Consider the following 11,476-nt stretch of genomic DNA (forward strand, 5'->3'; position numbering starts at 1 on the left):
CGCGGAAGGCATCGCTAGAACTGGACGATGGTACGTGCCGCATGCCCACAAGGCGTGGCACGTCAAAAGCCTTTATCGAAACCCCTCAGCGATGGAAATCCCTTCGTCATGAATTTCGAACTCGACGACGATCAGTTGGCCTACCGGGAAGCGGCTCGCCGGTTTTCCCGACGCGAACTGGCGCCCAACGCCGCCGAATGGGACGCCAACGGCGTCTTCCCCGTGGACACGTTTCGCCGCGCCGGTGAGATGGGCTTCTGCGGGCTCTATATTCCCGAGGCGCACGGTGGCCTGGGGCTGAGCCGACTCGATGCCACGCTGATCATCGAGGAGCTGGCCAAAGGCTGCACCACCACCACCGCCTTCCTGACCATCCACAATATGGTCAACGGGATTCTCTCCCGCTACGCCACGGATGCGGTGCGCGAGGCCTGGCTGCCGGCGATGATCACGGGTGAAAAGCTGGGCTCCTACTGCCTGACCGAACCGGGCGCCGGCTCCGACGCGGCGGCGCTGCGAACCCGCGCCCGTCGTGATGGCGACAGCGATCAAGACGGCTACGTCATCGATGGCAGCAAGATGTTCATCTCCGGCGCCGGCAGTACCCATCTGCTGGTGGTCATGGCGCGTACCGGCGAGCCGGACAGCGGCGCCGACGGGATTTCCGCTTTCGCGGTACCGGCGGACAGCCCCGGCATCGAGTACGGCAAGCACGAGGAGAAGATGGGCTGGCGCAGCCAACCGACCCGGGCGATCAGCTTCGACGGCGTGCGCGTGCCGGCAGACCATCGCCTGGGGGAAGAAGGCGAAGGCTTCCGGATCGCCATGCAGGCGCTGGACGGTGGGCGCATCAATATCGCTACCTGCTCCGTAGCCACGGCTCAGGCCGCGCTGGAAACCGCGCACCGCTATCTGGAAACGCGCGAACAGTTCGGCAAGCCGCTGGCCAGTTTCCAGGCGCTGCAGTTCAAGCTCGCCGACATGGCCACGCAGCTGGTCGCGGCGCGCCAGATGGTGCGGCTGGCAGCCAGCAAGCTGGATCGCAACGACCCCGATGCCGCGCTCTACTGCGCCATGGCCAAGCGCTTCGCCACCGACGAAGGCTTCACGATCTGCAACGACGCGCTGCAGCTTCACGGCGGCTACGGCTATTTGCGCGACTACCCGCTGGAACGCCACGTTCGCGACTGCCGGGTCCATCAGATACTCGAGGGCACCAACGAGATCATGAGGCTGGTGGTGGCCCGCCGGCTGCTCGCCAAGGACGACCTGGAGAACCTGTCATGACGACCGATCATGAGCCCTCATCTCACAACGACGCCAAACAAACCGGTCTGCGTCTGGAACGTCGCGGCGCGGTGGCGCTGATCATCATCGACAATCCGCCCGCCAATACCTGGCACGAGGTCTCGCTGACGGCGCTGGAACAGCACATCGACGCGCTCAACGCCGACCCCGAGATCCAAGCACTGGTGATCGTCGGCGCGGGAGAGAAGTTCTTTTCCGCCGGGGCCGATCTCAAGCGCTTCAGCGAGGGCGGCAAGCCCGCCGCGCTGAAGATGGCGACCCGCTTCGGCCGGGCATTCGAGGCGCTGGGCGCCTATCGGGGCGTCAGCATCGCCGCGATCAACGGCTACGCCATGGGCGGCGGACTCGAATGCGCGCTGGCCTGCGATATTCGGGTCATTGAACGCCAGGCACAGCTGGCGCTGCCCGAGGCCAGGGTGGGGCTTTTGCCCTGCGCCGGCGGCACCCAGCATCTGCCGTGGCTGGTGGGCGAAGGCTGGGCCAAGCGCATGATCCTGTGCGGCGAGCGCATCGATGCCGAACGCGCGCTCGCCATCGGTCTGGTGGAAGAAGTCGTCGATACCGGCGCCGCGCTGGAAGCCGCGCTCGCCTTGGCCGCCACCAGCACGCAGCAGAGCCCGGAGGCGCTGGCACGCTGCAAGCGGCTGATCATGAATGCCCGCCACCAGGATCTGCCCAGCGGCTACCGGATGGAGCGTGAACTGTTCCTGGAGCTGTTCGACACCGACGCGCCCACCGAGGGCATCGGCGCCTTCCTCGACAAGCGCGAGCCCCGCTGGAGACTCGAATCCGGGGCGAGCGAGCACGAAACATCGAGATCGGGCGGAAATGAGTCATGAGCGACCCGATCCGATTCGATGCTCTCCATTTGGAGACCTTGGATACCGCCGACGGCCACCGCATCGGCCGGGTGACGCTCGACGCGCCCAGAAGCCTCAATGCGCTGACGCTGGAGATGATCGATGCCCTGCAGTCACAGCTCGATGCCTGGGCGACGGATGACGCTATCGCAGCCGTGTGGCTGGAGGGCGCCGGCGACAAGGCCTTCTGCGCCGGCGGCGATGTGGTCGCGCTGCATCGTGCCATTGTCGCGGGCGAGACCGATCATGACCCGGCGGCGGCCCAAGGCTTCATCGCACGCTATTTCAGCCACGAATATCGACTCGATCATACCCTTCACGGCTACCCCAAACCCGTCATCGCCTGGGGCGACGGCATCGTCATGGGCGGCGGTATCGGGCTGTTCGTCGGCGCTTCTCACCGAGTCGTCACACCGCGCTCGATGCTGGCGATGCCGGAGATCACCATCGGACTCTATCCGGACGTCGGCGCCAGCTGGTTTCTGAATCACTGCCCCGGGCGCAGCGGCCTGTTCCTGGGCCTGACCGGCGCCCGACTCAACGCCAGCGATACGCTGTTCGTCGGCCTGGCCGACCGCCTGATCGACGACACGCGCCGAGAGGCCGTAATCGAGGATCTGCGCCAGGCCGACTGGCACGAGCCCGTTCGCGCCGTGGGCCGCGTTCTGCGGCAACACGCCGATGCCAGTCGCGAACGAGCGCCGCAGCCCGAGGTACAGCCGCGGCTCGACATACTCGACGCGCTCACCGATGCCGATGACGATGAAACGCTGATTCGCCAGGTCATCGATGCCGCCAGCGACGACGACCCGTGGATCGCTCGGGCGGCGAAGAATCTGGCCGCCGGGTCGCCGCTCTCGGCCCGACTGATCCTGCGTCAGCTGGCCCGCTGCCGACAGCTATCGCTGGCCGAGGTGCTCCGCGAGGAGCTGAATCTCTCGCTCGCCTGCGCCGCCCGGGGGGATCTCGCCGAAGGCGTCAGAGCGCTATTGATCGACAAGGACAGGAATCCCCGATGGCAGCACGTGCACGGCGAAGTACCCGACGCCGATATCCGGGCCTGCTTCGTTTCCCCGTGGGATCGCGATAGCCATCCACTGCGCGATCTCGTCGATCGGCCAGCCGAGAAGGAACCGACTCATGCAACTGGCTGAACGCACTTTCCTTGTCACCGGCGGCGGCTCCGGGCTGGGCGCCGCCACGGCAAGGATGTTGATCGAGGCTGGCGCCTACGTGGCGCTGGTCGATCAGGACATCGAAGCGGCCCGCAGCCAGGTGGAAACGCTCGGCAAGACGGCACTGGCGCTGCAGGCCGACGTGACCCGCGAAGCCGACGGCGAACGAGCGATCGCCGACACGCTCGAGCGCTTCGGCGCTCTCCACGGCCTGATCAACTGCGCCGGCATCGCGCCGGCGGAGAAGATCCACGGCAAGCGCGGCGTCCACGGCCTCGACAGCTTCCGCCGCGCCATCGATATCAACCTGATCGGCACCTTCAACATGCTGCGTCTGGCGGTAGCCGCGATGCAGGAAAATCCCGCCGAAGACGATGCCTCATCGGGTGAGGAAGACGGCGAACGCGGCGTAGTGATCAATACGGCCTCGGTAGCCGCGTTCGAAGGCCAGATCGGCCAGGCGGCCTACGCCGCCTCCAAGGCTGGCGTGGTCGGGCTGACTTTGCCCGCCGCCCGCGAACTGGCGGGGTCCGGTATTCGCGTCATGGCGATCGCCCCCGGCATCTTCGATACCGCGATGATGCAGGGCATGCCTGCCGAGGTCCGCGACGGCCTCAACGCCAAGGTGCCGTTTCCCAGGCGGATGGGCCACGCCGAGGAGTACGCCTCGCTGGTGCGCCAGATCCTCGAGAACCGGTATCTCAACGGGGAGGTGATTCGGCTCGACGGCGGCATTCGAATGAATGCCAATTGATGCCACGAACTTACAGAGAGAAACGCGATGAAATCCGAAGACCCGATCGTGATTGTCGGTGCCAAACGCACGCCGATGGGCGCTTTCCAGGGCGCGCTCGGCGGCTTGAGCTGCCCGCAGTTGGGCGCGGCGGCGATTCGGGGTGCGCTCGAGCACGCCGGGCTGGCGCCTGACGCCGTCGACGAAGCGGCCATCGATGAAGTGCTCATGGGTTGCGTGCTGCCGGCAGGCCTCGGTCAGGCGCCGGCACGTCAGGCGGCGCTGGCCGCCGGTCTTGCCGAATCGACGCCCTGCACCACGGTCAACAAGATGTGTGGTTCCGGCATGAAGGCGGTGATGCAGGCGTTCGATGCGCTGCGCCTGGAGAGCGTCACGCATGCCATCGCCGGCGGCATGGAAAGCATGAGCAACGCGCCCTATCTGCTGCCCAAGGCCCGTGCCGGGCTACGCATGGGGCACGCTCAGGTGCTCGATCACATGTTTCTCGATGGGCTCGAGGACGCCTACGAGCCGGGCCGGCTGATGGGCACCTACGCCGAGGACTGCGCCCAGGCATTCGGCTTCACCCGCGAACGCCAGGATGCCTACGCCATCGATTCGTTGACCCGGGCCAGGCGGGCGATAGATTCCGGCGTGTTCGCCAGCGAGATCGTGGTACTGGAGGCGCCGGCCGGGCGTGGTACGGATCGCGTCGAGCACGACGAACCGCCCTACAAGGCCAACATCGACCGCGTCGGGCAGTTGAAACCGGCCTTCCGCGACGGCGGCACCGTCACCGCCGCCAATTCGAGCTCGATCGCCGACGGCGCCGCGGCGCTGGTATTGATGCGCCAAAGCGAGGCCGAGCGGCTGGGCCTGACGCCGCTGGCGCGGGTGCATGGCCATGTCAGCCACGCCATGCGTCCCGGTGATTTCCCGGTGGCGCCGATCCACGCTATCCGCAAGCTGCACGAACGGCTCGGCTGGTCGCGGGAAAGCGTCGATCTCTATGAGATCAACGAGGCCTTTGCGGTGGTGGCGATGGCAGCCATGCACGAACTCGGGCTCGATCACCAACGAGTCAACGTCCATGGCGGCGCCTGCGCGCTGGGTCACCCCATCGGTGCCTCCGGGGCGCGGATTCTGGTCACGCTGTTGAATGCGCTGACCCATCACGGAATGACGCGGGGCGTGGCAGCCATCTGCATCGGCGGCGGCGAAGCCACGGCCATCGGCATCGAACGGTTCGCCTGAGCCGCACTAATACGAGCCCCGACATTCAGACGCTCTCTCGGAGATATCGGCATGTCAGCAAGCGACACCCGCAAGGGCCTTGGGTCCAGGAGCTACGTCAGCGGTACCAGCGATCTGCCCCTGATCGGCATGACCATCGGCGACTGCCTCGATGCCGCCGCCAGCGAATGCCCCGAGCGTGAAGCGCTGGTCAGCTGCCACCAGAACCTGCGCTATACCTACGCCGAACTGCGCGTGGAAGCGGATCGTATTGCCCGAGGACTGATGGCGCTGGGCGTCGAACGTGGCGACCGCGTCGGCATCTGGTCGCTCAACGGCGCCGAGTGGACGCTAACCCAGCTGGCGACCGCCAAGATCGGCGCGATTCTGGTCAACCTCAATCCCAGCTATCGCGCCCACGAACTCGAGCACGCGCTGACGCAGTCCGGCCTTTCCGCCCTGGTGCTGCAGGGCGCGTACAGGGTCGGCGGCATCATCAAGTCGCATTACGTCGATATCCTCTGCGAGCTGGCACCGGTACTACGCGATCCGCCGATGAGCGACCAAAGGCCGCTGGCCGGCGCACGCACCCTGATCTGTGACACGCTTCCCCAGCTCAAGCACGTCATCTGTCTCGACGACGCGTTGGCGACGCCGGGGATGTGGCACTGGTCCGCTCTGCACAGCCTGGCTGAAAACGTGCCTGCCGAACGCCTCGCCGCGCTGCAGGCCGAGCTGCAGTTCGACGACCCGATCAATATCCAGTACACCTCTGGTACCACCGGCGCCCCCAAAGGCGTGACGCTGACCCACCACAACATTCTCAACAACGGCTACTTCGTCGGCGGCGGGATGAACCTGCAGCCCGGCGAACGGGTGGTGATCCCGGTGCCGCTGTATCACTGTTTCGGCATGGTGATGGGCAATCTGGCCTGCCTTTCCCATCGCGCCACGGCGATCTATCCCAACGACGGCTTCGATCCCGAGGCGACGCTGCGCGCGGTGGAAACCGAGCGCGCCCAGGCACTCTACGGCGTGCCGACGATGTTCATCGCCGAGCTCGAGCACCCGCGCTTCGGCGAGTTCGATCTCTCCAGCCTGCGCACCGGGATCATGGCCGGCTCCAACTGCCCCATCGAAGTGATGAAGCGGGTGATCGAGCGCATGCACATGGAAGACGTCACCATCGCCTACGGCATGACCGAAACCAGCCCGGTCAGCCTGCAGACTCGCCCGGACGCTCCGCTGGCCAAGCGCGTTGCCACCGTCGGCACCATTCACCCGCATCTGGAAGTGAAGATCATCGACCCCGCCAGTGGCCGGATCGTGCCGCGCGGCGTCAGCGGCGAGCTCTGCACCCGTGGCTACAGCGTGATGCTCGGCTACTGGAACAACGACGCCGCGACCCGCCAGTCGATCGACCCTCAGGGCTGGATGCACACCGGGGATCTGGCGATGATGGACGACGACGGCTTCGTCGCGATCACCGGACGCATCAAGGACATGATCATTCGCGGCGGCGAGAACCTATACCCCCGCGAGATCGAGGAGTTTCTCTACACGCATCCAGGTATTTCCGACGCTCAGGTCTTCGGCGTGCCGGACCCGAAGTATGGCGAGGCGGTGGCGGTGTGGGTCCGGCTGGTGGAGGGGGTCGAGCTCGATGAACAAGCCATCCGTGATTACTGCCGCGATCGCATCGATCACCACAAGATCCCGCGCTATGTCCGCTTCGTCGACGAGTTCCCGATGACCGTCAGCGGCAAGGTCCAGAAATTCCGCATGCGCCAGGCGACGAGTGAGGAGCTGAAGCTGGAGTGATCAACCGCGATTGACCACCGCCATGGTCAGCCGCGACATGCACACCAGCCGGCCACGCTCGTCTTCGATCCGGATCTCCCACAGGTGCGTCGTGGCGCCAAGGTGCAGCGGCCGGGCGCAGCCCTCGACCCAACCTTCGCGCATCGCGCGTACGTGGTTGGCATTGATATCGAGCCCCACCGCCATCTTGTTCGGGTCGGCGAGGCAGAGATTGGCGGCGATGCTGCCGAGCGTCTCCGCCAGCACCACCGAGCCGCCGCCGTGGAGCAGGCCGTAGGGTTGGCGGGTTCTTTCATCCACCGGCATGCGCCCGCGCAGGCAATCTTCGCCCAGCTCGGTGAATTCGATGCCGACATGGCTGACCAGGGTGTTCCGGCACTCGGCAGTGAGCGCGTCCAGTGATGACTCACGTTTCCAGATGGGCATGGTGAAACCTCGAGAGTAGTAACAAATCGCGAGCTCGACGCGTCGATCAAAGCCTCGGCTTGGAGGAGCCAACAGGATTCAAGGAACGGAATCTGGCCATTGCCTGGCACCGTGAAGCAGCCGCAGGACGAGCACGGCATCCCGCTGGACACGGTAGGCGGCGATATAGCGGGTGCCGTCAATCACCACCTCCCGAGTGCCTGCCTGGCGCCCTTTACGGCCACTATCAGGGTGATCGATCAGACGGTTCAATGCCGCCTCGATCCTCTCGTCGGTGTCGACGGCTGCCTGCGGGTTACGAACTAACAGATAATCGAAGATAGCTTCGCGGTCCTCGAGCGCCAGCAGGTGCCAAGCCAACTTCACGTATCATTCTCGACCAAACGTCGGGCTTCGGCGCGGCGCTGAGCGAAACGTGCCTGCACGGTTCGATCGTCGACTGGCTGGCGGTCGTCGTCCAGCGCCGCCTGAACCTGTCTCCTAAACCACGCATCGTGAGACCGTGCTTGCTGCGCCTGATGTTGGCGCTCGGCAGCATCCGGTCGACGCACTCTGGTGTCGTCCGTTCGCTCCGGTTCCCAATGGGAGGTATCCACTTCGAAATGACGCGCGCCGATCTTGTGCATGACAGCCACCGCCTTGCCCGCATCGCGAAACGCTCGCCGCTTTTTGTCGCGGGTGGTTCCCAGTATCAAAGACTCCCCTTCCCGCGATCGAGCCGTGATGAAAAAAGCCCCACCGCTGGCACTGACAGCCACGGAAACCAGGCCGCCAGCATGAAAGGCGGTTCGGAACTGGTCCAAGCTCAATGTCTGAGACATCAGTGGTGCGCTCCGCATCAACGTTAATGGTTAATCGTCACGCAAATAACGAATAAACTCAAATCTTGATATTGATCCTGCGCTAAAACCCTATAACCGTGTCTGGGTCCTAGACCATGGTCGAGGGGCTCTAGCCGCCTTCGCCTATTGACGTTAACGTCAACGTACTAAGACGCATATACCAAGACGTAGAAGCTGTATCCGACAGCGAGGATTTCACCATGCACGCCCCCTACACCGAGCTCGATTTCGGGCTCGCCGACGAGCTCAACATGCTGCGCGAGCAGGTCAACGCCTTCGCCCGGGACGAGATTGCCCCCCGTGCGACCCAGATCGACCACGACAACGCCTTTCCCAATGAGCTGTGGCAGAAGTTCGGCGACATGGGCCTGCTCGGCATCACCGTCAGCGAGGAAGACGGCGGCAGCGGCATGGGCTATCTCGCCCACTGCATCGCCATGGAAGAGATCTCCCGGGCCAGCGCGTCGGTGGGGCTCTCCTACGGTGCCCACGCCAATCTCTGCGTCAATCAGATCAAGCTCAACGGCAGCGCGGAGCAGAAAGCCAAATACCTGCCCAAGCTGATCAGCGGCGAGCACGTCGGCGCCCTGGCGATGTCCGAGCCCGGCGCGGGATCGGACGTGGTCTCGATGAGCCTGCGCGCCGACAAGCAAGGCGATCACTACGTGCTCAACGGCAACAAGATGTGGATCACCAACGGCCCCGACGCCGATGTGCTGGTGGTCTACGCCAAGACCGACCCGGAGGCCGGCGCCAAGGGCATCAGCGCCTTCATCGTCGAGAAGGGGTACGCCGGTTTCTCCACCGCCCAAAAGCTCGACAAGCTGGGCATGCGCGGCTCCAACACCTGCGAGCTGGTGTTCGAGGATTGCCAGGTGCCGGCGGAAAACGTGCTGGGCGAAGAGAACCGCGGCGTCAAAGTACTGATGAGCGGGCTGGACTACGAGCGCACCGTGCTCGCCGCCGGGCCTGTCGGCATCATGCAGGCCTGCCTGGACGTGGTGGTGCCCTACGTCCATGAGCGCAAGCAGTTCGGCCAGCCCATCGGCGAGTTCCAGTTGGTGCAGGGCAAGCTGGCCGACATGCACACCACGCTCAACGCCTGCCGCGCCTATCTCTACGCGGTGGCCGGCGCCTGCGACCGTGGCCGCGCCACCCGCAAGGACGCCGCCGGGGTGATTCTCTACTGCGCCGAGAAGGCGACCCAGATGGCGCTGGATGCGATCCAACTGCTCGGTGGCAACGGCTATATCAACGAATACCCCACCGGGCGACTGCTGCGCGATGCCAAGCTCTACGAGATCGGCGCGGGAACGAGCGAGATCAGGCGGATGTTGATCGGGCGCGAATTATTCTCCGAATCGGCATAAATCAGTATCGAGTCTCGAGTCTCGAACTGCTCGTAGCTCGTAGCTCGTAGCTCGTAGCTCGTAGCTCGTAGCTCGTAGCTCGTAAGAGGATTTCCATGGCCATACTGACCACCCAGATCAACCCCCGCACCGAGGCCTTCCAGGCCAACGAGGCGGCGCTGCGGGGCGAAGTCGATAAGCTCCACACGCTGACCGCCAACATCGCCCAGGGCGGCGGCGACAAGGCCCGCGCGCGGCATGAATCTCGCGGCAAGCTGTTCGTCCGCGACCGGATCGACCATCTGCTCGACGAGGGCTCAGCGTTTCTGGAGATCGGCGCGCTGGCGGCGCACGAGGTCTACGACTCCCCCGTCCCGGCGGCCGGCGTGGTGGCGGGGATCGGCCGGATCAGCGGCGTGGAGTGCGTGATCGTCGCCAACGACGCCACGGTCAAGGGCGGCACCTACTTCCCGCTGACGGTGAAGAAGCATCTTCGCGCCCAGGAGATCGCCCGCAAGCATCGCCTGCCGTGTGTCTACCTGGTCGACTCCGGCGGTGCCTACCTGCCCGAGCAGGACGAGGTCTTCCCCGACGTCGACGACTTCGGACGCATCTTCTATAACCAGGCCACGCTCTCCGCCGCCGGCATTCCGCAGATCGCGGTGGTGATGGGCTCCTGCACCGCCGGCGGCGCCTACGTGCCGGCAATGGCCGACGAATCGATCATCGTGCGCGGCCAGGGCACCATCTTTCTCGGCGGGCCGCCGCTGGTGAAGGCCGCCACCGGCGAGACCATCAGCGCCGAGGACCTGGGCGGCGCCGACGTCCATGCCAAGATCAGCGGCGTGGTCGACCACTACGCCGAGAACGACGCCCACGCGCTGCAGCTCGCCCGTCGCGCGGTATCGCGGCTCAACTGGCACAAGCGCGGCCAGTTAGCGATAAAACAATCCGCGCCGCCGCGTCTCGACCCGTCGGAGCTCTACGGCATCGTCGGCACCGATCTGCGCAAGCCCTACGACGTCCGCGAGGTGATCGCGCGGCTGGTGGACGACTCCGACTTCGACGAATTCAAGCGCTACTACGGCGATACCCTGGTCACCGGCTTCGCCCACTGGTGCGGCCATCCGGTGGGGATCGTCGCCAATAACGGGGTGCTGTTCTCGGAATCCGCCCAGAAGGGCGCGCACTTCATCGAGCTCTGCGCCCAGCGCCAGATCCCGCTGATCTTTCTGCAGAACATCACCGGCTTTATGGTCGGCTCCCAGTACGAGAAGGAAGGCATCGCCAAGCACGGCGCCAAACTGGTCACCGCCGTGGCCTGCGCCAAGGTGCCCAAGTTCACCGTGCTGATCGGCGGCAGCTTCGGCGCCGGCAACTACGGCATGTGCGGTCGTGCCTATGATCCGAACCTGTTGTTCATGTGGCCCAATGCGCGCATCTCGGTAATGGGCGGCGAGCAGGCCGCCAACGTGCTGGCCCAGGTGAAGCGCGAGCAGCTCGAACGCGACGGCAGCGCCTGGCCGGAAGACGAGGAAGCGGCGTTCAAGGCGCCAATTCGCGAACAGTACGAACGCCAGGGCCACCCCTACTACGCCAGCGCCCGGCTGTGGGACGACGGCGTGATCGACCCGCTGCAGACCCGCGACGTGATTGGCCTGGCGCTATCAGCCGCAATGAATGCGGAGATCGAGGAGACGCGCTTCGGCGTGTTCCGGATGTAGGCGCT

At 65.2% G+C, this 11,476-nt stretch carries 11 protein-coding genes; 8 read left to right on the forward strand and 3 right to left on the reverse strand.

Going from position 1 to position 11,476, the window contains the following annotated elements:
* Positions 1–108: 108 nt before the first annotated feature.
* The 6 genes from DOM58_RS14950 to DOM58_RS14975 are packed head-to-tail and all read left to right on the forward strand — an operon-like array spanning position 109 to position 7,130.
* Entirely contained in the window at positions 109–1,287 is a 1,179-nt protein-coding gene (locus tag DOM58_RS14950; protein ID WP_110693515.1) for an acyl-CoA dehydrogenase family protein, read from the forward strand.
* Positions 1,284–2,147 (forward strand): enoyl-CoA hydratase, encoded by an 864-nt coding sequence (locus DOM58_RS14955; protein WP_110693516.1) that lies wholly within the window; start codon positions 1,284–1,286, stop codon positions 2,145–2,147. The genes DOM58_RS14950 and DOM58_RS14955 overlap by 4 nt, the downstream gene beginning before the upstream one ends.
* Positions 2,144–3,322 (forward strand): enoyl-CoA hydratase/isomerase family protein, encoded by a 1,179-nt coding sequence (locus tag DOM58_RS14960; protein WP_110693517.1) that lies wholly within the window; start codon positions 2,144–2,146, stop codon positions 3,320–3,322. The genes DOM58_RS14955 and DOM58_RS14960 overlap by 4 nt, the downstream gene beginning before the upstream one ends.
* Entirely contained in the window at positions 3,309–4,097 is a 789-nt protein-coding gene (locus DOM58_RS14965; RefSeq protein ID WP_110693518.1) for an SDR family NAD(P)-dependent oxidoreductase, read from the forward strand. The genes DOM58_RS14960 and DOM58_RS14965 overlap by 14 nt, the downstream gene beginning before the upstream one ends.
* 27 nt (positions 4,098–4,124) lie before the next feature.
* Positions 4,125–5,330, forward strand: a complete 1,206-nt coding sequence (locus tag DOM58_RS14970) for an acetyl-CoA C-acyltransferase (RefSeq protein WP_110693519.1) — start codon at positions 4,125–4,127, stop codon at positions 5,328–5,330.
* 51 nt (positions 5,331–5,381) lie between these two features.
* Entirely contained in the window at positions 5,382–7,130 is a 1,749-nt protein-coding gene (locus DOM58_RS14975) for an AMP-binding protein (protein ID WP_110693520.1), read from the forward strand.
* Here DOM58_RS14975 and DOM58_RS14980 read toward each other — a convergent pair whose 3' ends face one another.
* The 3 genes from DOM58_RS14980 to DOM58_RS14990 all read right to left on the reverse strand — a co-directional run bounded on the left by DOM58_RS14980 (position 7,131) and on the right by DOM58_RS14990 (position 8,377).
* Positions 7,131–7,556: a hotdog fold thioesterase gene (locus tag DOM58_RS14980; RefSeq protein WP_110693521.1), complete on the reverse strand. Its 426-nt coding sequence runs from the start codon at positions 7,554–7,556 to the stop codon at positions 7,131–7,133.
* Positions 7,557–7,634: 78 nt separating this feature from the next.
* Positions 7,635–7,922, reverse strand: a complete 288-nt coding sequence (locus tag DOM58_RS14985; protein ID WP_110693522.1) for a type II toxin-antitoxin system RelE/ParE family toxin — start codon at positions 7,920–7,922, stop codon at positions 7,635–7,637.
* Positions 7,919–8,377, reverse strand: coding sequence for a hypothetical protein (locus DOM58_RS14990; RefSeq protein ID WP_110693523.1), 459 nt, complete (start codon positions 8,375–8,377; stop codon positions 7,919–7,921). Before DOM58_RS14990 ends, DOM58_RS14985 begins: the two co-directional genes overlap by 4 nt.
* Positions 8,378–8,598: 221 nt before the next feature.
* Here DOM58_RS14990 and DOM58_RS14995 point away from each other — a divergent pair, with 221 nt between their 5' ends.
* Together DOM58_RS14995 and DOM58_RS15000 are read left to right on the forward strand one after the other, a co-directional pair.
* Entirely contained in the window at positions 8,599–9,768 is a 1,170-nt protein-coding gene (locus DOM58_RS14995; RefSeq protein WP_110693524.1) for an isovaleryl-CoA dehydrogenase, read from the forward strand.
* Between the two features lie 95 nt (positions 9,769–9,863).
* Entirely contained in the window at positions 9,864–11,471 is a 1,608-nt protein-coding gene (locus tag DOM58_RS15000) for a carboxyl transferase domain-containing protein (RefSeq protein ID WP_110693525.1), read from the forward strand.
* The last annotated feature ends 5 nt before the right edge of the window (positions 11,472–11,476 follow it).

The organism is Salinicola halophyticus (assembly GCF_003206695.1).
Classification (GTDB): domain Bacteria; phylum Pseudomonadota; class Gammaproteobacteria; order Pseudomonadales; family Halomonadaceae; genus Salinicola; species Salinicola halophyticus.

Bases quoted from the DNA above. Each gene is read 5' to 3' on its own strand.
- DOM58_RS14950 (WP_110693515.1), top strand. From the start codon at position 109: ATGAATTTCGAACTCGACGACGATCAGTTGGCCTACCGGGAAGCGGCT.
- DOM58_RS14955 (WP_110693516.1), top strand. From the start codon at position 1,284: ATGACGACCGATCATGAGCCCTCATCTCACAACGACGCCAAACAAACC.
- DOM58_RS14960 (WP_110693517.1), top strand. From the start codon at position 2,144: ATGAGCGACCCGATCCGATTCGATGCTCTCCATTTGGAGACCTTGGAT.
- DOM58_RS14965 (WP_110693518.1), top strand. From the start codon at position 3,309: ATGCAACTGGCTGAACGCACTTTCCTTGTCACCGGCGGCGGCTCCGGG.
- DOM58_RS14970 (WP_110693519.1), top strand. From the start codon at position 4,125: ATGAAATCCGAAGACCCGATCGTGATTGTCGGTGCCAAACGCACGCCG.
- DOM58_RS14975 (WP_110693520.1), top strand. From the start codon at position 5,382: ATGTCAGCAAGCGACACCCGCAAGGGCCTTGGGTCCAGGAGCTACGTC.
- DOM58_RS14980 (WP_110693521.1), bottom strand. From the start codon at position 7,556: ATGCCCATCTGGAAACGTGAGTCATCACTGGACGCGCTCACTGCCGAG.
- DOM58_RS14990 (WP_110693523.1), bottom strand. From the start codon at position 8,377: ATGTCTCAGACATTGAGCTTGGACCAGTTCCGAACCGCCTTTCATGCT.
- DOM58_RS14995 (WP_110693524.1), top strand. From the start codon at position 8,599: ATGCACGCCCCCTACACCGAGCTCGATTTCGGGCTCGCCGACGAGCTC.
- DOM58_RS15000 (WP_110693525.1), top strand. From the start codon at position 9,864: ATGGCCATACTGACCACCCAGATCAACCCCCGCACCGAGGCCTTCCAG.